Origin of the sequence: Collinsella aerofaciens, from assembly GCF_015561195.1 — a bacterium.
GTDB lineage: Bacteria > Actinomycetota > Coriobacteriia > Coriobacteriales > Coriobacteriaceae > Collinsella > Collinsella aerofaciens_AC.
In genome coordinates, this window is the sequence record NZ_JADMSU010000014.1 from 15,161 (window position 1) to 41,420 (window position 26,260).

Below are 26,260 nucleotides of genomic sequence, written 5' to 3' on the forward strand. Positions count from 1 at the left end.
ACCATAGCGGTACCGGGCTCGATATTCCTCTGGTGCCCCCGGGCGGATTCGAAAACTCCCCCCGCGGGAAAATTGGTGACGCGGGTGTCGGCGGTTCGATTCCGCCGGCAGCCCCTACAAACCAGAAACGGCGCCGCTCTCGCGGCGCCGTCATTTTCCCTGGTGCCCCCGGGCGGATTCGAACCGTCGACACCCGCTTTAGGAGATATGATTTAATGCTACCCCCTACCATTCATCAAGCATCATTGAACATCATATAACCGCAGATAAACATAGCAGTTTGTGTCTTTTGCCTCCGGTAGCTGCGCCTACGCTTTTACAAACATATTACTAACAGCTTTAGCTAAACTGCACTCAATGAATTGTTGAAAACTATTCAAAGAAACGGAGTGCAAAGATGTCAGAACAGCCACTCATTAGCGGAAGGGGCACGTGTTGGAAAGACAAGAGATCACCTAACACCTATCGCTATTATTTTTCCCTTGGAGTCAAGGACCCTAAGACAGGGCGCTACAAACGATCCCCAACTTATACGGTTCGTTGCAAGACTAAGACAGAAGCTAAGGCTGCAATGCAGGCCAAGCTGGCTGAAATCAACTCCTCTGGCACGATCACTAAAACTAAAAAGCCCACTTTGCTTGCGTCCTACTGCTGGGCCTTTCATGAAAATAGGGACACCGAGCTTGCGCCAACGAGCTATGAAAGAGAAGCGTACGATTGCAGGCATATCGAAGACCTATTCGGTGCGTTTCAGACAATTGAGGGGCTAACTCCCGATCTAATCGAAGAAGCATATGCCGAAGCTCGTCGTACGGGAAAATACAAACCATCAGAGCTTGTACGAATCAATTCGAAACTGCGTCAGATTCTGTCGAATGCAGTCGCAAAGAGAGTAATTGACCGAAACCCCTGCGCTACCGTTCATGTTCGCAGACCACGCAACAAAAGAGAATCACTGACAATCGACCAAGTAGCTACCCTATGCACACATCTTCAACACATTGAGCTCACCGCCGAAGCTGTTGGTACGCTAGTACTAGTGTATACGGGTATGCGGAAAGGCGAGATGCTGGGCCTCGAATGGCGCGATTGGGACCCTGCCAATAAAACCTTGAAAATTGACAGGCAGTACACCAACGACCATGAACTGAGGGCACCCAAGTCACAAGAAAGCCAACGCAAAATCCCCGTTGGAGAAACCTTGGCCGAACGTCTTCAATCATGGTCAGCCATACAAAAAGAGCTCCTGGCCTCTCTGGGGCTGTCCCAGACTGGCAGCACTCCCATCATTAGCGATATTGCTGTCAAGCAGAGAGTCCCTACTGTCTGTCACATGAAAAACTACATCTTCAACCATTGGTTTCGCGATTTCGCAGTTAGCTGCAATCTTGGAATCTATGAGCCGAACAATTCGACTGGCGGAAAACTATATAAGGGCATCTGCCCGCATCAGCTCAGGCATTGTGTAAGCACTTTTATGCTGGCGAACGGATCGGACGTTAGAAGCGTGCAAGGTATTCTTGGCCACGCGGACCCCAATATCACGCTCAAAACGTATACAAGCCTCGTTCAACAATCAGAAATAAAAGCAGTTAAAGGCTACGAAGACTTCATCAACGCCTATATACAGAAAAGCGAGAAATAGCATGTTATTCATTCATCGTTTCATCAATAATATTACGGTACTATACTACTATTTCCGCAGGTAGACGCTTTATTTGATTGACATCTAATGAGTTTTAATAGATTCTAAAGCTGTCAGATGGCTACGCATGTAGTCATAAAAACCGGCCCCCCAAGTGCTTATGAACCTGGTAAGTCTTACAAGCACAGGGAGGGCCCTCATTGAAAGGATAGCTCATCATGGCTACTCCACAGATTAGCACTCAGGCGTCCACACCGACTTTCCCCACTGGTGCCGCTCAGTGCGATCGGTTGCTCCGCGTTAACGATATCCGCGAACTCACTGGCTGGAGCGAAAACACCGCGCGCAAGTTTATGCGCGAGTCCGGCAAGCTCATCCAAATCCATCGCTCGAATTACATGTTTGAAAGCTCCTTCTACGAACTTTTCAAGCAGCTTGAAGGTCGTACCGCCCACCTTGACTAGGCGGTAAACATGAGCGAGCTACCGTCGATTTCCGACAAATATTCCGATGATGTTACTGAGCAACGAGAGATTAGAAGGAAAATGGATAACGCGAATTTTATTTCGGTGCCCGACTGGGCGTGTTGTGCCACCACTGTCGCTGCCGAGCGCCTCATCCTCGGCCTAGTATGGAAGCTTGGAAATCCTTCCAAAAACAAACGAGCCATGGGCTTTTACGCAAAAAGCAAATGGATTGAGGAGCGCTACCACCTGAGTAAGAACACGATCTCCCGGGCCTATACCTCTTTGAAGGATAAGGGGTTTATTCAAAAAGCGGGCGATGGCAGCTGGATGCTTAATTACTCCGCAGTCTACCCAGCCGCAATCGAAAACGGCTGGGAGCCCAAGAAATCTTAAGTCCATAGCCCGACTATCGAGGTCGTGAAGGTCGGTAATCGCCAAGCGTCTATAAGAGCATGCCGCGGATGTAAAATGAAACAGGGTCGAACCGAAACAGTTCCCGGACAATTGGCGTCCGGCCAGACACTTCGATTCGACCCTTTTTCATGCCCGCATCTAAAACAATCCCATAATCATTCTCGACATCTTTAACGCCATCACTCTCCCGCCACCAACACGTCGTAGGTGCCATTTTCAACGAATCGATATGGCCGTCCATTCATGGTCTTTAAGGCGCGTGATACCATGAAAACGTGCGGTATTTCTCCAACCGAAAACCTGCGTGAATGCATGACTTGAGACGCCTTTTAGAACTCACCGATCGCAGGGCGAACACAACTCAACAGCGGCCGCGTATTTGTTCCCAGCCGTACGGCGTGGCGGAGCCATGCCTGTTGTTGATTGGAGTGTCGCACCATGGCAGACGAGAGAAAAATCAGGGAGATCTACGGTTACGGCCTGAAATCCGTCCTCGATGAGGCCGCCGAGCGGATCGAGGCGACATGGCGGGAGAAGCTGCTGCGCGAGACCGCCGACCTCAAGACCGAGAACGCACTGCTCATGGCCCAGGTGGATGAATTCAGCCGCAAGCTCGTCGAGGCGACGGATCGGAATGAAAAGCTTGAGGCCGACTGCAATGAGCGGGTCGCCTTTATCGAGGAGAAGTTCGAACTCGATACCGCGAGTCTGGAACTCGAGAACAACGAGCTCCACGCCGCGAGCGTCAGGCACCTCTCCCGTGCTAAGGGGCTCGGCAGGCAGGTTGTCCAACTCCATGCCGAGGCGGAGGCCATGGTCGATGAGATCGAGCGGCTGCGCGGCGAGCGTGACGCCGCGTTGAAAGCCCAGGTTGAGCTGAGCGATGCGCTTCTGGCCCAGTACGACCTGATGGCCGAGGTCGCCGCCCTCAAGGACCGCCTTGCTGTAGCCGAGCAGCGGGCGGCTGTGGCCGAGGCCAAGGTCGAGGTCATGACCCAGATGAAGGGCGAGTAGCCCCGTGCTTCTCCTGTCGGGCTGCTGATTTCTAGGAACCTTCTAGAGCGCTTCTAGAAGGTTCCTAGAACCGGGCGCAGCACTTTCGATCGGCACGATGTCTCGATAGACCAGACGGTGCTTGTCGTCACGCCACTCGTCACCGTGGTAGTGCCCGAAGAACCAAGCGCGGTAGTCGAGCCGTTCGTCGAGTTCGCCCAGGAATCGTTGCAGCAGGTCGTCTCGATACTCGCGTCCGCGCTCGCGGCACAGCTTCTCTGCCAGTGCGGCAGGAGCCTCGTGGGTCACAACGTGGTCGACCTTCCAGCCCACGCGGTCGAGCGAGGAGCGGCAGTGTTCAATCTCTTCCTCGCTCGGCATCTCCTCGGGCCACCAGCTCCTCCCCTCCCTGCGATACTGCCTGTCGTTGCTCGCGGCACCGCCCATGGCAAGGACCGTGAGCCCGTCGATATCGAACACCTCTCCACGCATCAGGTGCAGCACGTGCGGTCGCGCCTCATGGACGAGCCCGCCGTTCCACTCCCGCACCGGCAGCCCAGCCAGGGCGTGGTGGTTCTCATGGTTGCCGTCTACGAAGCACGTGGTCCAGGGCTTCGACTCGAGCCAGTCGAGCCAATACCTCTCAGCATTCGAGCCGTCCCAGACAAAGCCGAAGTCGCCGGCCACGATCACCGCGTCATCGCGCGTCAGGGTCCGGCCCAGTGGCCAAGACCTGAAGGCGAACCTGCTGGCCCCGTACTCGGCCCTGCCGTGCACGTCTCCTGTCACATAGACAGCCATCAGTACGCGCCCCACGGCAGGAGTTTGTCCCCGAGCCTCACGATCCGGTCATACAGCACCGTGTGTCGTTCCTCCGGGTTGCCGTCTCGGTGAAAATGGCCGTAATACCAATGTTTATAGTCCAGGCGGTCCTCGAGCTCGTCGAGGAATTCGGTCAGCCGGTCCACATCAGGGCGTTCCCAGCCTGGGTCCGGGTAGAGCGTCGGCGAGAGCATGCGCGTCGGGCAGGTATGGGTGATGACGCAGTCGACCTTCCAGCCGACCTCGTCGAGCTTTGTCCGCGCGGTATCGAAATCGCGCTCGTCCGGGAGCTCCTGAGGCCACCAGCTGGAATACGGCACGCGGTATTCCCTGTCCACGCTAGTGGCACCGCCCATGGTGAAGACCGTCGATCCGTCGAGCTCAAAGACCTCGCCGCGCGTCAGGCGCCGAATGGGCGAGGCGTCCGACAGGCGCTGCGTCAGCCCGCCATGCCACGGCTCCATGGGGCGCTCCTCCCAGTGATCGAAGCGCTCGTGGTTGCCGTCGACGAACAGTACCGTGTAGGGGCGCGACTCCAGCCAGGCGATGTCGGCGCATTCCTCGGCAGAAAAGTCCCACGGAAAGCCAAAGTCACCGGCAACGATGAGATGGTCGTCGCTGGTAAGACTATCGCCGAGCTCCCAGTCGCGGAGCTTTTGCATGTCGAGCCCACCGTGAATGTCGCCCGTCACATAGACCGTCACAGAATCACCTCTTCCCCCTTGTACGCCGCCAGCTCGCGCTCGACCTGCCTGTCGCCGGTCTCGTTGACCCACCAGGGCCATTTCACCCGGCCGCACGGCTCGTCGACTCCGGCGAACCATTCCCTCAGCCCGTCGAGGCTCACCGGGGAGTGCCCGTTGGCATCGCAACCGACGTCGTAGCGCAGAAGGCCCTGCTTGCGGTTGAACTCGTTGTACGCGCCGCCGCTGCTGTGGATGTGCCCGTGGAGGTGCCACGATCCATGGCTCATGCCCTGCCAGTCGGCCATGGGGTAATGGCTCAGGACGATCTTCTGCCCGTCGATCTTGAGCACGCAGATCGGCGGCTCCACGGTGAAGGCGCCCGCGACCGACGGCTGGGTCCAGTCCTTGTCGTGGTTTCCCGGGACGAGGTGGATGCGCCTGCAGGCGATCTGCTTGCGCAGGGCATAGGCGTCCTGGGCGGTCATCTTGAATGAGAAATCCCCCAGGATGTAGAGCTCGTCGTCCACGGCAACCCTGCCGTTGATGCTGTCGACGATGGCGTCGTTCATCTGCCAAATCGTCTCCCACGGGCGGTCGGTGAACTTCAGCACGTTCTCATGCCCGAAGTGGGTGTCGCTGGTAAACCAGATCATATTTATGTCTCCTTTTATCGCTAAAAAACGTTCTCCTTCGAGGTCAGGAGACGTTTTATGAGCGACATGAGGTGCATATCCCTCATGTTTCAAGCTCCAATCTGCCGGATTTTCCCAACTAAAAGTTTACGCCCACGCGCGAACAGGATTTGATTTTTGAAATATGGACGAATTCCTCGTCAGGAGGGTAAAATGATGCCGACGGCAGCCCAAGTTGTGGTGAGCTGGGCAGAGCCGTTGCTTAGTAGAGTTAGGTCATCGTCTTAGCGACGGTGGCCTTTCTTTTTGGGCTTCGAACCCTGCTTGAGTGCCTTGGAAAGGCCGACAAGGGCCGTGAGGAGCGAGACCATAGCGGTCAGGAGCTTCACGAGCTCGGTGAAATCGGTCATGGGCATCACCTCCCATCGGATGGAGGGCTCTGCCCGGCACGAGGGCTGCCGCCAGCAAGGACGATTCTATCAGAGCGGCTGACTCCCGCCGATCAATTCATACTCCTCACCCTCGCCGAATTGCGAGCATGAAAGAATCGGCACTGGATGGCAGCGCGCTAGGGCACCGACGATAGGCTTTCCAAAACTAGCGAGGCGTGTCTCCGCGAGCGTAATCGCCTCGGTCGACCGCGCGATCGACCTGCGGCGAGATGTCGACGTTGCCACCATGGGCTCGGCCTGCGGCGCGAACGCGGTCATCGCCAGCATCGAGAACGGCGCCGGCATAACGGTTGCGAATCTCCCTTGCGTAACCGCGCCGGGCAAGAAGCTCATCACGAACCGCCGGATCCTCGAGCAGATCTTCATCGCACTTCGGTGCGATGAACTTAGGGAAGAGATTGTAGGCGACGCCCTTGCTCGCCTTTGCCTGCTCGACCCACGCCGAATACGCCTTCTTCAGCCGTTGAATGTAAATCTCGCAACGCCTCTCATAAGGAAGGGCTCGCTCGGCCTCCAGCACGTTATTTTTGAAGGCCGCCTCAAGTTGCTTGACAGCAAACCTCCCGTCAAGACGAGTCAGGTTGAAAGTGCACTTCGGGTTGCCGGCCTCTTTGATATCAAGATCTGTCGCATAGACTCGATTGTTCTTGATGAAAATATCTACGCCCCATGAGGCAAGTAACTTTTTAAACTGCTCCATATTCTTCGAATGACCTTCGTTGATTGCAAGATGGATCAACTCGCGCAGATTGTTTTTATAACTGTACTCACCGCGACCGACAATCTCCTTTTCTGTGTCGCGCGGCTGGCGATCGCGAATCTTCGAATTCTTCTTTCCCTTTTCAAGTTGAGTAAGATTCCAGTCCTTATCGAGTTCGCGGACCCACGCGGCGCGTTCGAATTTTCCGCGACGCCCGCCCGTCTCGCAACGCTTACCCGTCAAAAGATCCGTGCGGTTAATCGCCATATGAACCGCGTAACGTTTTCCCGCCTTATCGCTTTCCTCATGCAACGCGACAATCACTTGTTGATGCGGGTAGTGTTTTGCAAGCCATTGCTCCGCGTAGGCCATACATGCATCGGGGGTCATCTTGCCTCCGTTGCAGCTGCACTCCTCGGGCAGAAACGCGAGAATCTGATGAAGCATCGTTATGTTCTTTGCGCCGGCACGCGCGGGCCTGTCGTGATGAAACATCTTCCGCGTCATAGCCATTTCGGAAAACCAGTGCTTTCCGTTCGCGAGATTCCAGCCGCCGCGGGCCAAAGCATTCTTTCCGTTAATGTACTTGCGCAGGTGCTTCGCGTAGCGCTCGGACGAAACACCTTTCTGCTTAACGACGGTCATCGAGCTCACCACCATCGGTGAAATAGCGCCGTTCGAGCTCTTCGATGAAGAGAGTGACTTTACGGGCATTTTGGTAAACCTTTTCGAGTGTGCGGAAAACAGCTTTCTCGTTGTAGGCCGGAAGGCCTTGCGCATGCACGAAGTACATCAGCTGGTTGAGGTTCGTCCCCTCGCGATACAGCTCGTGATAGATTTTCGCGACCTGGCTCATATCGAAATCGATCTTCTCGATTTTCCCAGTAAGCATCACGCGGCGGGCATACGCACTGACGGTCGTGCCGAGCGCATCCGCCTGCTTGCGGATCGCCTCGTGCTCCCCATCGGTGACTTTAACGTAAATGACCGCCGAGCGCTTTTCGTTCGAATCCTCTGAAACGGTTTGCAGCTTTTTACTGCGGCCACCGTCATCATTTTTGGAAATGACTAGATCATCGAGCGATTCACTCCGATGACTCAAGGCATAGCGAATGAGTTCAGCTTTCGTCATGCCTGCCTTGTCCGCCAAAGCGGAAAACGTTTCGTATTCTTCAGAAGTGAGTGTTGCCCTAACGGTGTGTGGACGCTTGCAACTCATCATGCCCCCAGGAAAGCAGAGTGAATCGGTGAGGCCACCGATTCAAAACCAATATGAGATTGCTTTCCTTTTTGGGAGCGACTGACGTCGCGCCGATTTTTGAAGTGACGCCGTCACTTTACTTAGAAATGAAAGGCGAACTTCATTTCTAACTTTATCGCCGTGGGAGGCGATAAACAAGATGTGTTGGCAGATAAAGGGGGCGAGTATGGCCCCATTTATCTAGCCCAACACCAATCTTGCAATCACCGGTACGGCGATTGGGCGGAACGCAGTGTAGACATGGAATGAGAGGCCTCATTCCAAGCGAGATGCCTCGCGTTGTCGAAACGAAAGTGAAGACCGTGAGCAGAAGCGAATTTTTAACGCGAAGGATGCTGAGTGTTAGAGATTCGCTGTAGCGAGAGCGAAGCGGTAATGTGAATGCGAGGGATGCCGAGTGTTTGCATTACCGCGCAGCGGACTCCGGGCGAGGGCTGGAGCAAGTTGATGGAAGACCTTACCGATTTGCGGAAGGTTTTGCCCGAAGCATCTGGCACCGCCGGATTCTTTTGGAACGGCCTCTCGTTTGATTGCTTTCCTATCGCTTACTCCCAGACTGGGCGTTTAAAAAGGGCGGCCGAAACCGGCCGCCCGCAAATAAATATCTATTTACCAAATGTAAGAGGAGAGGAACGATGTACATTACTCCCAGTGACCGGCGACGTCGACAACCCAATGCTGTCCCGTAGCCTTCTGCTCATAATGACCCTGGTCCTCAGAGGTGGTATACGAATCATCGACAATTGATCCGCCGATGCCGCCTGAAAACGCATCATTTTCACTCCACGAATAGGCGGCATCTTCGGAATCGAAGGGTCCTACCATAGTGCCACCGTGGTTTACCCAATAGCGGGGATGACGCGTGTATACCACATTCGGCACCCAGACCTGGCTGTAATCGGTCTCCCAGTGCCCCTGCTCGGCAACCCATTTCTTCTGGCTACCGCCATTGGAAGAGGAATTGTTGCCGCTTGAACCTTGAGAACTGCCGGAATTCTGCTTGGACTGGGAAGAATCGCCCTTGTTGTCCGACTTCGAGGAATCGGAAGACTTGTTATCCTCCTTCTTGGAGTCATCGGACTTCTGGTCCTTGCCGTCGGATTCTTTCTTCTCCTCGGTCTTGGCTCCAGAGGCCTGCGCCGCCTTTTCTTCGCTCGGCTTCTTTTTGTCTTTATTCTTTACCGCTGTGGCGGCCCTTTCCGTAGAGCCGCTTCCTTGCTTTGCAACGCCGGAACATCCAAGTTGAGGTGCCGAAAGGCACACCAGAAGCGCAACGATAATAGCCTTTGTTCTCACACCGATCTCCCCGTCCATGAAACCGGGCGTTGGACACCGGCCGATATCCAACGCCCGGCTCGCTTTTACATCTGCTCGCGGCGCTTCTTCTGGTCGAGAAAGACGCCGGCCGCCACGAGGACGGTACCGCCGATGGCGAACGTCTCGCCGATCAGTCCCGCGCGGTCGCCGGTCTGAGCGAGGCTGCCGGTCTGGGCGGTCTCCGTGCCGGCGAGGTGCTTCGGGCTGTATGCCGCTTGCTTCTTTGTGGCCTCCTCCGCCTCCTGACGGGCGATCTCATCGGAAAGCTCCTGCTCCGCTGCGATGCGGTCGGACTTCGCCTGCTCGTAGGCGGTGAGTGCCGCATCATAGCCGGGCTGGAGCCCGTCCACCGCATCCTGCTTCTCGTCCAGGATGGCCTTGGCTGGCGCGACCTTGGCACGTGCCTCGACTGCGGCGGCGAAAAGCGCGTTGAGGGCATCATCCGCGTTCGCGTCATGGCCGGAGGCGAGCGCCGCATCGGCATCGATGGAGTTCAGCTTCGCCAGCTTGGCGTCTGCCTGTGCCTTCGCCTGCTCGGCGGCGGAGACCAGGGACTCCGCGGCGATGGCGTTAGCCTTTGCGGCATCGAGATCGGCCTTGGTGTCATTGACGGTCTTGGCTGCATCCTGCTCGCGCTGCTGTGCCTCTGCGAGCTTCGCGGCAAGACCGGTGAGGATGTCGAGGTTCGACTGTGCGTCCTCGAGATCGGTCTGGGAGCCGGTGAGCTTGTCGGCGGCAACGCCGGTGTCGGCCTTTGCGGTATCGACGGCACGCTGGGCATCCGCGAGGGCACTTGCGGTGCCGTCCGCCTTTTGCTTGGCGGCGGCGAGGACGGCCGCCTTCTCGGCCTGATCGGCTGCCGCCGCGTCATGGACGCTCTTTGCTGTATCGAGCGCCTTCTTGGCGTCGGCGACGTCCTGGAAGAACTTCGCGAGGTCGGCGTTCGCATCGTCCACGCCCTGCTGCTTGGAAGCGGTGTCCGCCTTGGCGGAGTCCAGCTTGGACTGTGCGGTTGTTACGGCTGCGTTGGCGGCATCAAAGGCTACCTGCTTCCGCTGGACGGTCGACTTTGCCGTATCGACTGCCGCGTTGGCGGCATCGAGATCCGATTTCGCCGCATCCAGCTCGGTCTGGGCATCCGTGACACCCTGCTGCTTGGCGGCGACATCAGCCTTGGCGGCATCGACGGCACGCTGGGCATCGGTGACGCCCTGCTTTGCGGCATCGACACCTGCCTGTGCGGAATCCGCTGCGTCCTGCTTCCGCTGGACGGTTGCTGCGGCGCCGGCGCCTGCCTGCTGCTTGGATGCGAGATCGGTCTTGGCTACGTCGAGTGCGCTCTTAGCGTTCTTGAGACCGTTGATGTAGGAGGTCAGCTTCTGCTCGTACTCGTCGACGGAGATGGCTCCGGTATTCCAACCCGAACCGGCCCAACCGCCGTATTGCAGCGTGAGCGAGAACGTCAAACGGGTGTCATCGTTCAGACCGCATCCCATGACAGCATAGTCAGGGTTGATGATGTTCATGTAATGACCGATACGGTAGTAATCGAACTTGTCCTGGTTGGCATACCAGAAGTCGTAGGCGTCCTTTCCGGAAAGATTCGTCGCACCAAGGGATGCTGCAGTCTTGTCAAACAGATCCTTTTCCTGATAGATCCAGGCCTTGCAGGGATCGCGATAGCTCCAGGCAAGGTTTTCACCGACATCGAACTGCTGGGCATGCTCTACATTTTTCGTCGAATAGTTTGCATCTGCGATCGCTGCCGCAATGAGCTTATAACTTACCTCAAGCTCGGAAAGGCCGACGGACTTGCGGTAGGCGTTCACGTTCTTCATGACCGTGATGGACAAAAGCATGTTGTCGAGGCTCGTCGCATCAAGGCTGTTCCCAACCTCGGTGTAGTCCTTGTACGTGCAGTTCTGGATGATCTCGATGGCTGAATCGGCACCCATGGCACGGAAGAAGCCGATGGCTCCCTGCTTGAGCTGCGCGTCGGCGGAATCGAGTTTCGCCTGGGCCTCGTCGACCTTCTGCTGCGCGGCGGTCACGGCGGCGTCTGCGGTATCCTTTGCGACCTTGGCGTTCGCAAGCTCTACGTCGGCGGCTGCCTTGGCGGACTCGGCGTCCTTGACAGCCTGCTTCGCGGCATCCAGCTTGGCGACGGCGTCGGCATTCGCCTGCTTGGCCGCATCGAGGCCGGCGTTCGCGGCATCGAGAGCGGACTGGGCGTTGCCCACGCCGGATTTGGCATCGGCCGCGGCCTGCTGCTTTACGGAGAGGGACGCCTGGGCATCATTTAGCTCGCTCTGTGCCGTTGCTGCAGCGGACTGCGCCTGCTCGAGCTCGGACTCGCACTGGGACTGCACCGCTCGTGCGGCAGCGAGGGCTGCCTCTGCATCCGCGACCTTCTGTTTTGCCGCATCGTACTCCGGACCGCTGGCGCCGGCCTCGGCTGCGGCGAGGTCGGCTTTCGCCTTCTCGTAGGCGGCGCTGGCGGCTGCGGCCTTCGCATCCGCCGTGTCCTTGTTCTGCTGGGCTGCGGCGAGGACGGAATCGGCGGAATCCTTTGCAGACTGGACCGCAACCAGCTTGGACTGGGCATCGGCAAGCGTCGCGTTGGCGTTGGCGAGATTGGCCTGTGCCCTGTCCACGGCAGCCTGGGCGTCGCGCACGGCCTGCTCGGCGGCACTGATTGCCTCCGGGGTGGCACCTACGGCATCGGCCTTGGCTTTATCGAGGGCATCCTTGGCATCCTGGGCCACCTTGAGGGCGGACTGGTACGCTTCGTCCTTCTCGGACGCATCTGCCTTGGCGTCTGCGAGACCCGCCTTCGCCTGCTCGAGGTCCTTGCCGGCGGCATCGGCGGCGTCCCTGCCCTCTGCGACCTGACGGGCGTACTCGTCCATTGCCGCTCGGTCGGCTGCCGTGCCGGCGCTGACTGCCGAATCGTAGGATGCCTTGGCCTGGTCGCGGGCGGAAGCCGCCTCGTTGTAGGGGCCGGCGGCCTCATCGTAGGATGCCTTGGCGGCGTCCTCCTTCGCCTTCGCCTCGTCGACTGCCTTCTGCAGGTCCGCGATGGTCCGTGCGGCGGATTTCGCGCCGGCACCGGATGCCGCGCCGGCGTGGGCGGCGATCGGCGACATCACGGCGGGGTGCTGCGTGCCCCCGTCACCGGTCTGGGCGAATGCCGTGAACGGTGAGATGAGGCTCGATCCGGTCATGGCGGCCATGGTCGCCGCGGTGACGGTCAGACGCGCGATCCCCTTCGGGGCGTGAATCTTTTTGCTTGGCAGTGTGGCGAAGTGATCGCCACCGGCAGCGAAATGCTTTCCCTGAGTCATTGCTATTCCATTCCTTTTCATGCCATGTCCGACTAGGCATCAGAACTCTTTCCAATAAAGGTAATTATGCGCCTTAACAGGGATTGTTGTATATAGTCCGTTGGCATAAATACAACAATCCATGACTCTTTTTGTCATGGATACGAAGACGCTTCAGAAATCATTCGGCATGAGATGCAAAGAACTCCGCGCTGGACTCGGGTACAGCCAGGAGCAGTTCGCCAATTTGATTGAGATGGATCGTTCCTACTACGCGAGCATTGAAGTCGGACGAAGAAATGTCAGTCTTTCAAACCTCTGCAAAATTGCCAATGGATTCAACATGTCAATTGCTGCACTCATGACTGGTGTTACTGAGAAAACGGATTAGTCTATCAATCAATCAGCGAACGCAGTGAGCGAATCAATCGACGGCACAGCCGGCGGCAAGGTCACGGCACGTGACCGCGCAGCGAGCTCTGCGAGCGAAGGGGACGGCATGGCCGTCCTTATTTCTTTATAGGTTATTTCTCTATTAATTGGTTTCCCCAAAATGGGTATGACACAAGCTTCTGAACAGGCCTTTTATCAAAGATTCAAATCCGTCAAATCATCAAAATGGTGATATTTTTTACCCAAAATGGGGGAGCACTTCACCAAAATGGAATCGACTAACAGCTGTTGAAAACTATTATCCCCAAAATGGTGATTTCCTGTTTTCTGTGGAAAACTCGGGGAGTCATATTATTTACTTACCAGATTTACAAACGAAAGCGATTCTTAGCCCCAAAACCAGAACAGGTCAGAAGCAAAATTAGCTCCTGACCTGCTGTTTTTTCTGGTGCCCCCGGGCGGATTCGAACCGTCGACACCCGCTTTAGGAGAGCGGTGCTCTATCCCCTGAGCTACGGAGGCATGTTGTACTAGTGTAGCAGATTTACACGTCGTGATGCAGCGTGTAGCCACTCTTCGAAGTTACGGTGGAACAGCCCTCCGGAATGTGCGTCCCACTATCCAGACAAATCTTGGGTCAGACTTTCCCCATGGGACCTCACTGGGAAACTGTGTCCCAGAATTTAGGCTCGAAACGGGACACGGTTTCCCAAACGACCCCGTTCCGGAAACTACATCCCGAAATCAGCGCTCGAACTGGGATGCACTTTCCCGATCGAGCCCAATGGGAAACTGTACCCCACTTTGAGGGTGCGCTCTTTAATGACTAGTTGCCTTTGTGGAAGAGGTTTTTGATAACGGAGGGGATGCTCTTGGCGCCCTTGGCCGTCACATCGATAAAGTCAGGCGAACGCACGAGCTTATCCTCGTCAACGTACTTGCGGACCGCACGAAGCGTCTCTTTGTCGTCGCGCGTCGAAAACGTAAAGTGACCATTGTCCTTGGTGAAGATAGCAAAACGCGTAATCTTCTTGGTGCCGCGCAAAACCTCAGCGGCAATATAGTCGACCTCATCCCACGGGATTTGAATATAATCCTCGGGATTGCGCTCGTTATAGTACTCAAACGCCTTATTGCCCACCATTACGTTACCGTGACTGGTAAGCCCCATCAGGCAGGTTGCCGGCGTTGCCAGATCGACCGTGCTGTTCTGAGATTGCGCCATGCGCGCCTCGCCCTCCAAATAAAACAATCGGACCGCATCCAGTGTACCCACCGGGTGCGGTCCGTTTCAATGGCTCAAAAGCCCTTGCCTAGCAATTCTCGGTCTTAAGCCGAAACGTGCTTACATGAAGCCGCAGACGCGACCGATGATGCCGATGGCGAAGAGAGCCAGGATGATGACGATCGGGCTGACCTTCTTCTTGAGGAGCTTGCAGACCAGCAGGGTCAGGCACACGGCAGCAAGGCCGGGGATGAGCTGATCGAGGTTAGCCTGAAGCGTGGTGACCTTCACCTGATCAAGGGCGTTAGCACCGATGGAGTTATACATCGTCAGTGCTTCCTTGACACCCTCAGAACCGGAGGGCAGGTTAGCCCAGTCGATAAAGGCGCCAGCAGACTGCGTGACCTTGGAGACGACCGGGGTGAAGGAGATGGACACCCAGCGCTCGACCAGGGCGCCGATGATGAACATACCCAGGATGGAAGCACCCTCGGTGACCTTGCCCATCAGACCGCCGGAGAGGTCCTTGGCGATGGAGGAGCCGACCTTGTAGCCAAACTCCTGCGTGTACCACAGGAAGGCGTAACGGACGATGTTCCACGCGAAGAAGAACAGCAGCGGACCGGCGATGCTGCCGGACAGGGCCAGGGAAGCGCCCAGAGCGCCCAGAATCGGGCGAAGGGTGAACCAGAAGGCGGGGTCGCCGACGCCGGCGAGCGGGCCCATCATACCGACCTTGACGCCCTGAATGGCGACGTCGTCAATCGGAGCACCGTTGGCGCGCTCCTCCTCGAGAGCGAGGGTAACGCCAATGACGGGGGCGGAAACATAAGGGTGGGTGTTATAGAACTCCAGGTGGCGCTTAAGAGCGGCAATCTGGTCATCCTTGCTGGTGTAGAGCTTCTTGATCGCAGGGATCATTGCGAAGCACCAGCCGCCGTTCTGCATACGCTCGTAGTTCCACGAGCCCTGAAGGAACTGATGACGGAAGCAAACCTTCTTGCGGTCAGCCTTGGTGAGCTGAATCTTGTTCTCTGCCATATGTATCACTCCCCTCCTACTCGTAATCGTTCAGAATGTCGCCGAGCGGGTCGCCGGAGCCGCCGCCCATGCCGCCACCCTGCTTAGCCAGATCCTTAAGGCCAAGGTAGATGAGGGCAAGGGAGATGCCGATGAGGCCAAGGGCGATCAGCGTGAGCTGAGGGATGGCAGCAAGGACAAAGCCGAGGATGAAGAACGGCCAGGTCTCCTTGGTGGCCATCATGTTGATGACCATGGCGTAACCGACGGAAGCGACCATGCCGCCGCCGACAGCCATGCCGCCGGACAGCCAGTCGGGCATAGCGTTAAGCGCGTTGGTAACAGCCTCGGCCGGGATGATGCACAGAAGCACTGCCGGGATGGCGATACGAAGACCCTGCATGAGGATAGCAGCGTACTGCCAGCGCTCGATGCCGGCGAAGTCGCCCTTCTCGGCGCAACCGTCCATGGCGTGAGCGATAGCGGTAGCCAGGGTACGGCAGATCATGGTCAGGAACAGACCAGCGACCGACAGAGGCACGGCGACGGCGATAGCGGCGGTAACGGCCTTGGCCGAATCAGTGGCGCCACCGTTGAGGGCGAGCACCATGATGATCGAAGAAGCGACCGAGGCCAGGGCGGCGTCAGGCGCGACGGCGGCGCCGACGTTAGCCCAGCCAAGGGCCATCATCTGGAGCGAACCGCCCAGGAGGATGCCCTCCTGAAGGTGACCGGTTACGAGACCGATAAGCGTGCATGCCACGAGCGGCTGATGGAACTGGAACTCATCCAGAACGCCTTCCATACCGGCAAGCAACGCGACAATCGCAACAAGCAGAATAGTGATTGCAGACATGTATCGGACCCTCCTTTACTATGCTTGAGCGGCCAGTTCGGCCTTAGCTTTCTTCAACATGGCGTCGAGATCCTCGGAGGAATCCGAAGGAACCTTGCGGACCTCGAACTTGACGCCCTTGGCCTTGAGGGCCTCGAGAGTCTTAACGTCGTCATCGCCCATAGCGACGGCGTTGGTGACGACGACCTTGCCCTTGGAGTGAGCCATGGAACCGATGTTGACTTCCTTGATGTCGACGCCGGCCTCGATGGCCTTGAGCAGATCCTGCGGGTTCTCGAAGAGCAGCATGGCCTTGGTGTCACCAAAGCGCGTGTCCTTGACGACCTCGGCCATCTTCTTGATGGGCACGACGTTGGCATGGACTCCCGGAGGGGCAGCCTGCTCGATCATGGTCTTGCGGAGCTCGTCGTGAGCAACGCCGTCGGAAACCACGATGATGCGGTTGGGGTTGATCTGCTTGGTCCACGTGGTGGCCACCTGACCATGAAGCAGACGGGTGTCGATACGGACGTGGGCGATCTTGATGTGCCCGTCGCCGATGACCGTTCCCGGAGGGATGGCGCCTGCAGGAGCAGCGGCGGCCGCAGCCGGCTTCTTCTCCTCGGGCTCCAGAGACTCGGGCTTGACGCGCACGCCAGCCTTAGCCTCAGTCACGAGATGTTTTGCGATCGCATGTGCAGTGTTCTTTGCGTCAAAGCGCTGCGAATATGCCTCGATGAGCATAGGCAGGTTGACACCGGTGACGATAGCCCAGGAATCGTGGCCCTCGATGAGCCCGCTGATCTGGTTGAACGGCGTACCGCCCCACAGATCAACGAGGAAGAGCACCTGCTCCTGGTCCTCGAAGGAAGCGACTGCTTCCTCGACCTTGGCACGGAAGTCGTCGGGGCCCATGCTCGGCTCGAGCGAGACCACGGCTACAGACGGCTGATCGCCAAAGACCATCGAGCCCGTCTGCTTGATTCCAGCCGCCAAGTCACCATGGCTAGCAAGAACAATACTTACCATCACATAACCTCCTTTTTGTCTACGTATTTCCTACACGACAAAAAAGAGTATAGCCGCAAGTGTGGCAAATTTATAGGAAAAAATGTGAATGGTTGGATTATTTGTTTAAACGTCATGCTTTTGTTACAAGTTGGTTACATCGCTGGTTTTCAGCTATTCCTCGCTAAACATAATTAGTTTGACCATCTTAGAAAACAGATACAGGCACAGCATTCACTAATACCGATTTAAATCGGATAAGAACCTGCTTGACTCTTCGATATTTTGTTTAAACAGACGTGACTTGACTAATTTCGTTAGTTATGCTCTAGCAAACCGTCAAAAAAGAATAGTCATTGGGGACGTTCTTTAATGACTAGTCGTTTAAGAACGTCCCCAATGACTAAGTTAGGCGATGTGGAGGGGGTTGGCGGCGTCGACGGCGTCAGGAGCAGCGGGACCATCAGGGGTAGCGTCTGCCAGGTTCTCGTCGGGGGTCTCGATCTGCTTGATCATGACATCCTGGCCCTGCAGCAGATAAGTCTCGCCGCTACCGCAATGGGGACAGGTCTTTCCGTACTCGACCGTCGCGTAGTCGCGGCCGCACGCCTCGCAATGTGTCACGGCCTCAACGGGCTCCACGATAAGCTCCGAGCCCTCGGTGATAGGCTTTTTATCTGCTGCCCAGCGCCAAGCGTCGAGCAGCAAGTCGGGAACGACGCCCGAGACCTCGCCCAGCAGCAACGTCACGCTCGAAACGCGACGCACGCCATTGGCGCGAGCCACATTCTCAACATCGCGAATGATGTGATAGACGATTCCGAGCTCGTGCACTTTTATATTCCTTCCGCCGTTCCCGTTATGACTACTTACTTGCGACCGAATTTGATCTTGATGGCACGCTTGAGTGCATACTTGCCCAGGCTGGGGAGCTTTTGCTCGTATTTGACCATCGTTGAGCACTCGGGGCGGTCGCGATCCAGATGGATGGCGTCGAACGCGCACTTGGTGGTGCACAGGCCACAGCCGATGCACTTGTTGGGGTCGACGATCGAGGCGCCGCAGCCCAGGCAGCGGGCGGTCTCGGCGCGCACCTGCTCTTCGGTAAAGGTCTCGACGTACTCGCTAAACGGCGCGGCCTTCTCGCGCTCGCGGTCCACGTGGGCAACCTCGCGGCTCGCGTTGTCGTAGCTCTCGATCACGACATCGTCGCGGTCGAGCGCGGTGTAGCGGCGCTGGTTGCGGCCGATGGTGAGCGTGGACCCCGGCTGCACAAAGCGGTGGATGGACACGGCGGCCTCGTGACCGGCGGCGATGGCATCGATGGCAAAACTCGGACCGGTGTAGACGTCGCCGCCCACAAAGATGTCTGGCTCGGCGGTCTGGTAGGTCTGAGGATCGGCAAGGGCACCCTGACCGCGGCCAAGCTCCACCTTGGAGCCAGCCAGCAGGTCGCCCCACACAATGGACTGGCCGATGGACATGACCACGCGGTCGGCATCGACACGACGCAGGTCGTTCTCGTCGTACTCGGGCGCAAAACGGCCCTCGTCGTCAAAGACACGCGCGCAGCGCTTGAAGGTGATGCCGCGCACATGACCGGCCTCGTCCAGGTGAACCTCCTTGGGGCCCCAACCGCAGCTGATGTGCGCGCCGTCCTCGATGGCCTCGCGACGCTCCTCCTCGCTGGCGGGCATCTGGGCCTCACTCTCCAGGCAGAACATCTCAACGTGCTCGGAACCCAAACGGCAGGCGTTGCGCGCGACATCGATAGCAACGTTGCCGCCGCCCACCACAATGGTGCGGCCGGGCAGCGCGTCGATCTTGCCGCTGTTAACCTCGCGAAGGAAGTCGACGGCCACGGTCACTTCCTCGGCATCCTCGCCCGGAATACCGGCAAGGCGGCCGCCCTGGCAGCCGATGGCAACGTAGAAGGCCTTAAAGCCCTGCTCGCGCAGCTCATCGAGCGTCACGTCACGGCCGACCTCCACGCCATAGCGGAACTCGGCGCCCATCAGGCGAATGATCTCGACCTCAGCCTCGATAACGTCCTTTTCCAGCTTAAAGCTGGGAATGCCATAGGTGAGCATGCCGCCCGGGCGCTCGTTCTTCTCGAACACGACGGGCTTGTAGCCCTTCTCGGCAAGATAGAAAGCACAGGACAGGCCAGCCGGGCCGGCACCGATGATGGCAATCTTCTGATCGAAGCCGCCGGCGCGCGTCGGCGTCACCACGGACGGGACATAGCGGGTCGCGGCATCCAGATCGCGCTGGGCGATAAACTTCTTGACCTCGTCGATAGCCACGGCGGCGTCCACACGGCCGCGGGTGCAGGCATCCTCACAGCGGCGGTTGCACACACGGCCGCAGATAGCGGGCAGCGGGTTCTCGCGCTTGATGAGCGCCAACGCCTCGTCATAGCGGCCCTGCGCCGCGAGCTTCAAATAGCCCTGAACGGCAACGTGCGCGGGGCAGGCCGTCTTGCAGGGCGCGGTGCCGGACTCATGCGTCTCGATGCGGTTGTCGTTGCGGTAGTTGGGCGACCACTTGGTGTGGTCCCACTTGGTGGCATCGGGCAGCTCCTGGCGCGGATACTCGGGCACCTGTCCGCCGGCCTTTTTGCTACAGAGCTTCTGGCCCAGCTTAGCGGCGCCGGCCGGACACACCTCAACGCAGCGACCGCAGGCCACGCACTTGTCCTTCTCGACCTTGGCGACGTAGGCCGAGCGCGACAGGTTGGGCGTGTTGAACAGTTGCGAGGTGCGCAGGGCGTAGCACACGTTGACGTTGCAGTTGCAGATGGCGAAGATCTTGTTCTCGCCGTCGATATTGGTGATCTGGTGCACAAAGCCGTTGTCCTCGGCCTGGCGCAAGATGTCGTAAACCTCGTCGCGGGTCACGTAATGGCCACGATCGGTCTCAACCACGTAGTCGGCCATATCGCCCACGGCGATGCACCAATCGGCCGGGTCGTCGGCGCAGCCCTCACCCATCACGCGACGGCTCGCGCGGCAGCTGCAGGTGCTAGCGGCATATTTGCCATCGTATTTGTCGAGCCAATGCTCGATATGCTCGATCGGCACCGAGGTGCTCGCCGCGTCGATAGCCTTCTCGACCGGAATGACATGCATACCGATACCGGCGCCTCCGGGCGGCACCATCGGCGTGGCGCGGGACAGCGGTCCCTTGGACGCCTGCTCAAAGAACTTGGCATAGACCGGATGCTCCTCGAGCTGGCTCACGCGCATGTTGAGAAACTCAGCGGAACCCGGCACCAGCATGGGCAGCACCCACTGCTTGGCGCGCTCGGGGTTTTCCCAGTTGTACTCGAGCAGACCCGTGTAGCTCATGTCGTCGAGCATCTTCTCGATATCGGCTTCGGGCATGCCGGTGAGCTTGACCATCTCGGGCAGCGTATAGGGACGGCGCATCTTCATCTTGCAGAGCACTTCGGCCTGCTCGTCGGTTGCGGCCTCGGCAAACGACCAGTACTCGTAGCCCAGCAGCTCGTCGCGATGCAGCAGACGGTTGGTGCAGTGCTCGCACAGCTTGACGATTGCCTCGCGCGGATGCTCCGGCAGCGGCGGCACAAACTCCGCGCCGATATCGGGCTCGGTGTAACTAATCCCCGGTCCGTTGAGAATCATGGTTGTCCCTTCTCTTGCCGCAGCCCGACGAGGCCGCGGCGCCCCTCTTTTTTTGCAGGCCGGGCATGCCCCCATGCCGTTCACCCGCCATTGTTGACATTGTGTCAAAAATAGTATTGACGAACCGTCAACAATATTCAAGACTGTTAGGCGAACGGTCAGGCAAAAGAGGATGAAAGGCGGCAAAACATGGGCGACAACACAGCAGATACCTCTGTGGTCGATGCCGTCCCCGCATCCGATAGCGCGGCAAAGCGTCTGACGGGCGACGAACGCCGTCGCGAGATCCTCGATGCCGTGCGCACCGTAAGCTCCGAGTTGGGCGTGTCCCACCTATCGGTATCGGCCGTGACCAAGCGAGCAGGCTGCACGCGTTCATTGTTCTACCACTACTTTGCCGATATGGACGCCGCCGTCACCGCTGTTATGGACGAGGCGATCGACGGCTTTATCTCCGAACTCGAGCAGTGGAACGCCGGCCGCACGGTTGGCGACATCGAAGGCGCACTCGACACCGTCGCCCCGCTCTTTAAGCGCCTGGTCGCCAGCGGCCACGAGCTGCCGAGTACGCTCACCTCAAGCAGTGGCGCGCTCTACGGCGGCTTTTTACACAACGTGGTCCAGCGTGTGGCGCAGTATATCTGCAACACCACCGTGGTGGATTTTGTCGCCCATCATGAGCTACGCATCGACCATGTCTACGAGACGTTCTACACCCTCATCATGGGGTTGTTGATGTATATCCGCACGCACCCCGATGTGCCCGACGAGACGGTCAAGGAAATCATCGCCTCGACACTCCACATCGAGGGCTATACCGCCAAGTATCCGGAGCGCAAGCCCCAGGACTGACGACATTTGGCCAAACTGCCCGCGATCGGAAGAGGGGCCGCGGGCGTGTGAAAGGAGAGCAGCATGCTGTTCGATGTTTGGGGTAGCGATACCCTTATCCACTGGGCCGGCTGGGCCATGGTCTTTATTGGCCTGATCGTGCTCAACGAGGTCGGCCGCCGCACCAAGCTGGGCGCGGCCATCATCTTTGGCGTGGCTCCGCTGGCCATGACCATCTACTGCGTCGCCATCGCCGTCGGCGTTTCGCAGGGCGCCGAGTGGGCGCTCACCAACCCCACCCATGTGTACCAGAACAGCTGGTTCCACTACGCCAAGGTATACGCGGCGCTTGCCGGTTGCTGGGGCTTCATCGCCATTAAGTATCAGTGGGGCAAGATCGGCAAGGCGCACTGGTTCCGCGCATGGCCGTTTGTGATCGTCGCCATCAACATCATGATCGCCGTCGTGTCCGACTTCGAGAGCGCCTATCACTTCTTTGTCCTGGGCCAGTCCACTTGGGTCACCTCCGAGGGCGCCACGCAGCTCGCCGGTTGGAATAACGTGTTCAACGGCATCGCCGGAATCATCAACATCTTCTGCATGACCGGTTGGTGGAGCGTCTACGCCTCCGAGGACAAGACCGACATGCTGTGGCCCGACATGACCTGGGTCTACATCATCGCCTACGACATCTGGAACTTCTGCTACACCTACAACTGCCTGCCCACCCACTCCTGGTTCTGCGGCTTTGCGCTGCTGCTGGCGCCCACCGTCGCCGCCTTTATCTGGAACAAGGGCGGCTGGATCCAGAACCGCGCCTTTACGCTTGCTATTTGGTGCATGTTTGCCCAGGTGTTCCCCTACTTCCAGGAGGAGTCCATCTTTGTGACCCACTCCACACTCGACCCCGGCGCCGCCACCGCGGTCTCCATCGCCGCGCTGATCGCCAACGTCGCCGCGATCATCTACATCGCCTACCGCGCCAAGAAGCTCGGCCGCAATCCCTACAAGCAGGATGTCTTTGAGGGCACCAGCGATTGGGAGAAGGCTACCGCTCGCCGCGCCAAGGTGGATTACGCACACGCCGAATAACATGCCCGGCGCAAACGCCGCTTGAATGTGAAGCAGCATAGCCGGCTCCGCGCAATGCAACGTATTGCATGCCCCCGGAAAGCGATTTGCCCGCTTTCCGGGGGCTTTTTGTTGTTGCGCGCATCCACGCACACATTCAAAACCTCTCGCACAGATAAAATCAGATTTCCGATCGCCTGACAGCTCTATATGACCCTGTTTTTGGGTACATTGTTGTTCCGATATTGAGCTTGGGGGATATATGAAAGATGAGACGATGGGCCAAGAGGATGCGGCCCAAGATGCAGAAGCATGCGCCGAGGCCCTGGAGAGCCTAGACCAGATCGCGCTGGCCGAGATTGCGTTTGACGATTCGAGCGTTGATGTGCAGGATGAGCCGGAGATCGAGGCGCAGCCCGATGATCAGGATGCAAAAGACGATGGCGCCGCGCCCACCGAAGACGAGGCGAGGCACGAGGAATCCGAATGCGAGGCCGACGACCAGCCCAAATCCGACACGAGCGAGGAAACCATCTTGCTCGACAGCTTGCCGGCCGAAGATTCGCTGACCCGCGAGCTCCCTGGCTTAGGCTCCGCGCCTGCCGTGGACGAGACCATCGCCATGGGCGATATTCCCCTGCCGTCCGTTCCCTCGGCACGCGAGGCCGAGGTTCGTCATCGCAAGATGTCGCCCAAGCGCCGCAATCTGATGGTCGCTGGCGTTGTGGCCGTCGCGCTCGTCGCCGGCGGCGCAGGCTATGCTGCCTGGAACGGATATCAGCAAGAGCAGGCTGCCGCTGTCGCCGCCAGTGCACACACGATGATGTCGGTGCAGATTGGCGTGCATGCCACGGGCCTCGACTGCTCAACTGGCTCCAAGATTCCCGTACAGGTGAGCGGGCAGGATTCCGACGGTTCTTCTGTGAGCGAAACGCTCTATGTTGACGAGCACGGCCGTGGCATCAAACTGCTACCCGGCGATTACACGCTCTCCATTGCCGCCTCCCCCATCGCGTCCGACGGCACCGTCTATACCGTGCCGACCACCAAGGCGCAGGTCACGATCAAGAGCGACGGACAGGATCTGAGTGCCCAGGCCACCTTTAAGCTCAAGGTGCCTTCGGCCGACACGGTGACTGACGACCAGATCGATGCCGCCGCCAAGCATGCCGAGGAGGGAGGCACGAGCTCCGCCGCGGCTGCCAAAGTGCTCCAGCAGGCGGCAACCGCACGGCGCGACGCCGCCGTCAATGCCGTGAGCGCGCAAAAGGCACAGGCAGCCCGCGATGCTGACGCTCGCCACAAGGCAACCGACCTCTACCAGCTCGATATCCCCGTCGAGTGGTACGGCAAGGTCGAGACTTGGCAAAATGGCAGCACGCTATGCATCTATCTTGCCGGCGACAGCGATACGCCGATTGTGGCGCTCGTCGCGGTGCGCGAGGGCGAGAGCTTTACGCCCGATGAGGGCGATACGGTTTTGGGTGCGGCCAATCTAGGCAACGGTTATACCGTCTACGCCAGCGGCCCCGTCTATCCGTACGTGGTGCCCCAGACCATCAACGGACGGACGCAGAATCCCGTGTCAACCTACCCCATGGACACGGCCATTGAGCTTGTCGAGCTCACGACCGGTAACCGCTACACCTATAGCCAGATCAAGAACGTACTGGTCGGCAAAGACGGCAAGGCAGACGCCGCGACCAAACTTGAGACCGACTACCTCGCGCAGATCCTGCTGCCGAGTATCAAAGCCCAGGACTAGCCTGGCGCAGCAAGGTGCTCCCCAACCGTGATGAAGGAGCCAGGAAGTCCTGACCCCACAGGTCCATAGATGATTAGGCAAGGAGCCACTTCCATGCGGGCGTAACGTGTACCACACCGTGCTCGCATGGAACATCGGTCTGTTCATCCATGGTAACGATTGCCGACTCGCCAAGATCAAACTGGGCCATCGAGGCATCAAGCGCGGCAATTTCGCGCTCGCGCGTTTTCTCACTTGCCATATCCGTACTCACCTGAATCAGGCTATAAGCCCGCATGAGAAGCGCGTCCCCAGCCACAAAGTCCACCTCATGGCTTTTGCTCTTCTCTTTGATTAGCAGGCGGCAGACCGAGCCGGTCCTCACCGCGGGAGTCCTTCTTCTTAGCGCATTGAACACTGCGGTCTCGAGCCTCTGGCCCTGGTCCAATGCCGATGCGGGAGAGAATGCTCCAAACATCGCAGGGTCGACAGCGTAGACCTTAGACGCAGACCGCATGTTATTTGCCAGTGAACGCGTGAACTCCGGCACAGAAAATAACAGGTAGGCGTCCTCATAATACTCAAGTAAATCGCTGAGCGAATTACGACTGACGGGTATCTGTCTGCTCTTGAACTCGTTGTACACTTTGTTCACTGACAGCTCTCGTCCCGAAGATGCCATACACCGCGTCAAGAACAGCGATGCCAGGCGAGGGTTCTTGACGTCGTAACGTTCAACGACGTCCATGGCGACCGTTCGCGAAGCATATTCCTGTAGCAGCTGAATCGCGTCTGCAGGCGTCTGCTCAAGTGTCGCAATGAATCCCCCTCGTTCAAGATACCCGATCAGATGATGCCGAAGCAGCGCTGCATCGCTCGGGGAAAAGGTCGCATCTGGCTCGGGAACGCTCCCCGTCTTATATCGAACGTATTCCGAAAAACTCAACGGAAAAAGCTCTCGCACAAGAGAACGACCCCTGAACTCGCTCTTAAGTTCTGAGGACAGCATCTTGGAAGAAGATCCCGTCACATAGACGGTCGCTTTCTCCGTATCGACTACACGCCGCAGAAACGCACCCCATTCGGGAATTTCCTGGATCTCGTCAAAGAAAATGTAAGCGCCCTCGGTTCGAGCAGCAGGATACAGCGCATAGAACGTGTCGAGCACGTCCGCCAGCAGCGATGGCTCATACGGGCGCAAGCGCTCATCCTCAAAATTGAAGTAAAGCATCCGGTCAAGCTCGACGCCCCGGCTCTGAAGCCGCCGCATCTCCTGATACAGGCGATACGTCTTTCCACAACGGCGGGCCCCCACAATCACATTTACGATGTTGTCGCGCTTTGGCTCCTGTGGGTTTCCTAGATCAAGGTCTCGCTCAAAGACCTGCGGAACCCCCTGCTGTTCAAAGTCCTTTATTTTCTGGGCGATCAAGTCGTTGAATGCCATGATTCTCCAATCTTGCTCTCTAGCTAATCAAAATTATAGCGATTCTTGATTAATTAGAGAGCAAGATAATATCTGACTTGATTAACACTTAAGCAAGTTTTTTCACTATTACTGCTCGAAGGATGCCGAGTGGCTGAGAGGACAACCAAGCTCGAATGCGACTCCCTGGACAGTCGATTTGGGACGGGACTTTTTTGACTACCCCATTACAGTTTGAGTCGTCCGAAAGGGCGGCTCTTTTCCGTTGCATGGCTATACGATTGAGCCGTACCGGTGGTCGCTGGCCGACCGCCCCGGACGGCCGTCAGCCCCTGCCCCGTAGAGGGC

Annotated in this window: 24 protein-coding genes and 1 tRNA gene; 8 read left to right on the plus strand and 17 right to left on the minus strand. The window is 58.0% G+C overall.

The features are described from left to right. Positions 1–571: 571 nt before the first annotated feature. From I2H81_RS09645 to I2H81_RS09655, 3 genes are all read left to right on the plus strand, one after another. A complete protein-coding gene (locus I2H81_RS09645; protein WP_195645396.1) occupies positions 572–1,645 on the plus strand; it encodes a site-specific integrase in 1,074 nt (357 codons plus the stop codon). A gap of 218 nt (positions 1,646–1,863) precedes the next feature. Continuing rightward, positions 1,864–2,109 (plus strand): hypothetical protein, encoded by a 246-nt coding sequence (locus tag I2H81_RS09650; protein WP_117629696.1) that lies wholly within the window; start codon positions 1,864–1,866, stop codon positions 2,107–2,109. Between the two features lie 9 nt (positions 2,110–2,118). Next, positions 2,119–2,505 carry a hypothetical protein gene (locus I2H81_RS09655; protein ID WP_195645397.1) on the plus strand — a complete coding sequence of 129 codons (387 nt, stop codon included), beginning with the start codon at positions 2,119–2,121 and terminating at the stop codon, positions 2,503–2,505. A 49-nt stretch (positions 2,506–2,554) separates the two neighbouring features. On the opposite strand, the gene I2H81_RS09660 is transcribed toward I2H81_RS09655, so the two are convergent. Continuing rightward, positions 2,555–2,767, minus strand: a complete 213-nt coding sequence (locus I2H81_RS09660; protein ID WP_118288898.1) for a hypothetical protein — start codon at positions 2,765–2,767, stop codon at positions 2,555–2,557. 197 nt (positions 2,768–2,964) lie between these two features. Between I2H81_RS09660 and I2H81_RS09665 the strand changes: the two genes are divergently transcribed. Then, positions 2,965–3,540, plus strand: coding sequence for a hypothetical protein (locus I2H81_RS09665; RefSeq protein WP_195645398.1), 576 nt, complete (start codon positions 2,965–2,967; stop codon positions 3,538–3,540). A gap of 42 nt (positions 3,541–3,582) precedes the next feature. On the opposite strand, the gene I2H81_RS09670 is transcribed toward I2H81_RS09665, so the two are convergent. The 8 genes from I2H81_RS09670 to I2H81_RS09700 all read right to left on the minus strand — a co-directional run bounded on the left by I2H81_RS09670 (position 3,583) and on the right by I2H81_RS09700 (position 12,733). Further along, on the minus strand, positions 3,583–4,320 hold the full coding sequence (locus I2H81_RS09670) for a metallophosphoesterase family protein (RefSeq protein ID WP_195645399.1): 738 nt from the start codon (positions 4,318–4,320) through the stop codon (positions 3,583–3,585). Continuing rightward, the gene (locus I2H81_RS09675) at positions 4,320–5,045 is read right to left on the minus strand and encodes a metallophosphoesterase family protein (protein ID WP_195645400.1); all 726 of its coding nucleotides are present in this window, start codon (positions 5,043–5,045) and stop codon (positions 4,320–4,322) included. The genes I2H81_RS09670 and I2H81_RS09675 overlap by 1 nt, the downstream gene beginning before the upstream one ends. Beyond that, positions 5,042–5,680, minus strand: a complete 639-nt coding sequence (locus tag I2H81_RS09680; RefSeq protein ID WP_195645401.1) for a metallophosphoesterase — start codon at positions 5,678–5,680, stop codon at positions 5,042–5,044. Before I2H81_RS09680 ends, I2H81_RS09675 begins: the two co-directional genes overlap by 4 nt. Positions 5,681–5,943: 263 nt before the next feature. Continuing rightward, positions 5,944–6,069 (minus strand): hypothetical protein, encoded by a 126-nt coding sequence (locus I2H81_RS10535; RefSeq protein ID WP_255413117.1) that lies wholly within the window; start codon positions 6,067–6,069, stop codon positions 5,944–5,946. Between the two features lie 187 nt (positions 6,070–6,256). Next, positions 6,257–7,456, minus strand: coding sequence for a relaxase/mobilization nuclease domain-containing protein (locus I2H81_RS09685; RefSeq protein ID WP_195645402.1), 1,200 nt, complete (start codon positions 7,454–7,456; stop codon positions 6,257–6,259). Beyond that, positions 7,443–8,030: a plasmid mobilization protein gene (locus I2H81_RS09690; protein ID WP_195645403.1), complete on the minus strand. Its 588-nt coding sequence runs from the start codon at positions 8,028–8,030 to the stop codon at positions 7,443–7,445. The genes I2H81_RS09685 and I2H81_RS09690 overlap by 14 nt, the downstream gene beginning before the upstream one ends. A gap of 684 nt (positions 8,031–8,714) precedes the next feature. Further along, positions 8,715–9,368 carry a hypothetical protein gene (locus I2H81_RS09695; RefSeq protein ID WP_229108185.1) on the minus strand — a complete coding sequence of 218 codons (654 nt, stop codon included), beginning with the start codon at positions 9,366–9,368 and terminating at the stop codon, positions 8,715–8,717. Between the two features lie 65 nt (positions 9,369–9,433). Next, positions 9,434–12,733: a CAP domain-containing protein gene (locus tag I2H81_RS09700; protein ID WP_195645404.1), complete on the minus strand. Its 3,300-nt coding sequence runs from the start codon at positions 12,731–12,733 to the stop codon at positions 9,434–9,436. A 169-nt stretch (positions 12,734–12,902) separates the two neighbouring features. Between I2H81_RS09700 and I2H81_RS09705 the strand changes: the two genes are divergently transcribed. Beyond that, entirely contained in the window at positions 12,903–13,103 is a 201-nt protein-coding gene (locus I2H81_RS09705; protein ID WP_229108195.1) for a helix-turn-helix domain-containing protein, read from the plus strand. 448 nt (positions 13,104–13,551) lie between these two features. Here I2H81_RS09705 and I2H81_RS09710 read toward each other — a convergent pair. From I2H81_RS09710 to I2H81_RS09740, 7 genes are all read right to left on the minus strand, one after another. Beyond that, positions 13,552–13,627 (minus strand) — tRNA-Arg (locus tag I2H81_RS09710). Positions 13,628–13,931: 304 nt separating this feature from the next. Then, positions 13,932–14,330: a DUF956 family protein gene (locus I2H81_RS09715; RefSeq protein ID WP_006235193.1), complete on the minus strand. Its 399-nt coding sequence runs from the start codon at positions 14,328–14,330 to the stop codon at positions 13,932–13,934. Positions 14,331–14,450: 120 nt separating this feature from the next. Continuing rightward, complete coding sequence (locus I2H81_RS09720; protein WP_195645406.1) at positions 14,451–15,371, minus strand: PTS system mannose/fructose/sorbose family transporter subunit IID; 921 nt, start codon at positions 15,369–15,371, stop codon at positions 14,451–14,453. Positions 15,372–15,387: 16 nt separating this feature from the next. Further along, positions 15,388–16,206 carry a PTS mannose/fructose/sorbose transporter subunit IIC gene (locus I2H81_RS09725; protein WP_195645407.1) on the minus strand — a complete coding sequence of 273 codons (819 nt, stop codon included), beginning with the start codon at positions 16,204–16,206 and terminating at the stop codon, positions 15,388–15,390. Between the two features lie 18 nt (positions 16,207–16,224). Further along, a complete protein-coding gene (locus I2H81_RS09730; protein ID WP_148332486.1) occupies positions 16,225–17,214 on the minus strand; it encodes a PTS sugar transporter subunit IIB in 990 nt (329 codons plus the stop codon). Between the two features lie 387 nt (positions 17,215–17,601). After that, complete coding sequence (locus I2H81_RS09735; RefSeq protein ID WP_195645408.1) at positions 17,602–18,027, minus strand: hydrogenase maturation nickel metallochaperone HypA/HybF; 426 nt, start codon at positions 18,025–18,027, stop codon at positions 17,602–17,604. Positions 18,028–18,062: 35 nt separating this feature from the next. Beyond that, on the minus strand, positions 18,063–20,840 hold the full coding sequence (locus tag I2H81_RS09740) for an FAD-dependent oxidoreductase (protein WP_195645409.1): 2,778 nt from the start codon (positions 20,838–20,840) through the stop codon (positions 18,063–18,065). A gap of 189 nt (positions 20,841–21,029) precedes the next feature. Here I2H81_RS09740 and I2H81_RS09745 point away from each other — a divergent pair, with 189 nt between their 5' ends. The 3 genes from I2H81_RS09745 to I2H81_RS09755 all read left to right on the plus strand — a co-directional run bounded on the left by I2H81_RS09745 (position 21,030) and on the right by I2H81_RS09755 (position 24,507). Then, the gene (locus tag I2H81_RS09745) at positions 21,030–21,692 is read left to right on the plus strand and encodes a TetR/AcrR family transcriptional regulator (protein ID WP_195645410.1); all 663 of its coding nucleotides are present in this window, start codon (positions 21,030–21,032) and stop codon (positions 21,690–21,692) included. A gap of 63 nt (positions 21,693–21,755) precedes the next feature. Then, positions 21,756–22,763 (plus strand): DUF5692 family protein, encoded by a 1,008-nt coding sequence (locus tag I2H81_RS09750; RefSeq protein WP_195645411.1) that lies wholly within the window; start codon positions 21,756–21,758, stop codon positions 22,761–22,763. 241 nt (positions 22,764–23,004) lie between these two features. Further along, entirely contained in the window at positions 23,005–24,507 is a 1,503-nt protein-coding gene (locus I2H81_RS09755; protein WP_195645412.1) for a hypothetical protein, read from the plus strand. A gap of 73 nt (positions 24,508–24,580) precedes the next feature. Here I2H81_RS09755 and I2H81_RS09760 read toward each other — a convergent pair whose 3' ends face one another. Then, positions 24,581–25,933 carry an ATP-binding protein gene (locus I2H81_RS09760; RefSeq protein WP_195645413.1) on the minus strand — a complete coding sequence of 451 codons (1,353 nt, stop codon included), beginning with the start codon at positions 25,931–25,933 and terminating at the stop codon, positions 24,581–24,583. Positions 25,934–26,260: the final 327 nt, after the last annotated feature.

Coding starts and splice junctions, on each gene's coding strand:
- I2H81_RS09740 (WP_195645409.1), bottom strand. CDS start 20,840: ATGATTCTCAACGGACCGGGGATTAGTTACACCGAGCCCGATATCGGC.
- I2H81_RS09670 (WP_195645399.1), bottom strand. CDS start 4,320: ATGGCTGTCTATGTGACAGGAGACGTGCACGGCAGGGCCGAGTACGGG.
- I2H81_RS09705 (WP_229108195.1), top strand. CDS start 12,903: ATGAGATGCAAAGAACTCCGCGCTGGACTCGGGTACAGCCAGGAGCAG.
- I2H81_RS09745 (WP_195645410.1), top strand. CDS start 21,030: ATGGGCGACAACACAGCAGATACCTCTGTGGTCGATGCCGTCCCCGCA.
- I2H81_RS09645 (WP_195645396.1), top strand. CDS start 572: ATGCAGGCCAAGCTGGCTGAAATCAACTCCTCTGGCACGATCACTAAA.
- I2H81_RS09700 (WP_195645404.1), bottom strand. CDS start 12,733: ATGACTCAGGGAAAGCATTTCGCTGCCGGTGGCGATCACTTCGCCACA.
- I2H81_RS09650 (WP_117629696.1), top strand. CDS start 1,864: ATGGCTACTCCACAGATTAGCACTCAGGCGTCCACACCGACTTTCCCC.
- I2H81_RS09685 (WP_195645402.1), bottom strand. CDS start 7,456: ATGACCGTCGTTAAGCAGAAAGGTGTTTCGTCCGAGCGCTACGCGAAG.
- I2H81_RS09720 (WP_195645406.1), bottom strand. CDS start 15,371: ATGGCAGAGAACAAGATTCAGCTCACCAAGGCTGACCGCAAGAAGGTT.
- I2H81_RS09660 (WP_118288898.1), bottom strand. CDS start 2,767: ATGGACGGCCATATCGATTCGTTGAAAATGGCACCTACGACGTGTTGG.
- I2H81_RS09730 (WP_148332486.1), bottom strand. CDS start 17,214: ATGGTAAGTATTGTTCTTGCTAGCCATGGTGACTTGGCGGCTGGAATC.
- I2H81_RS09755 (WP_195645412.1), top strand. CDS start 23,005: ATGAAAGATGAGACGATGGGCCAAGAGGATGCGGCCCAAGATGCAGAA.
- I2H81_RS09690 (WP_195645403.1), bottom strand. CDS start 8,030: ATGAGTTGCAAGCGTCCACACACCGTTAGGGCAACACTCACTTCTGAA.
- I2H81_RS09655 (WP_195645397.1), top strand. CDS start 2,119: ATGAGCGAGCTACCGTCGATTTCCGACAAATATTCCGATGATGTTACT.
- I2H81_RS10535 (WP_255413117.1), bottom strand. CDS start 6,069: ATGACCGATTTCACCGAGCTCGTGAAGCTCCTGACCGCTATGGTCTCG.
- I2H81_RS09680 (WP_195645401.1), bottom strand. CDS start 5,680: ATGATCTGGTTTACCAGCGACACCCACTTCGGGCATGAGAACGTGCTG.
- I2H81_RS09715 (WP_006235193.1), bottom strand. CDS start 14,330: ATGGCGCAATCTCAGAACAGCACGGTCGATCTGGCAACGCCGGCAACC.
- I2H81_RS09750 (WP_195645411.1), top strand. CDS start 21,756: ATGCTGTTCGATGTTTGGGGTAGCGATACCCTTATCCACTGGGCCGGC.
- I2H81_RS09725 (WP_195645407.1), bottom strand. CDS start 16,206: ATGTCTGCAATCACTATTCTGCTTGTTGCGATTGTCGCGTTGCTTGCC.
- I2H81_RS09760 (WP_195645413.1), bottom strand. CDS start 25,933: ATGGCATTCAACGACTTGATCGCCCAGAAAATAAAGGACTTTGAACAG.
- I2H81_RS09665 (WP_195645398.1), top strand. CDS start 2,965: ATGGCAGACGAGAGAAAAATCAGGGAGATCTACGGTTACGGCCTGAAA.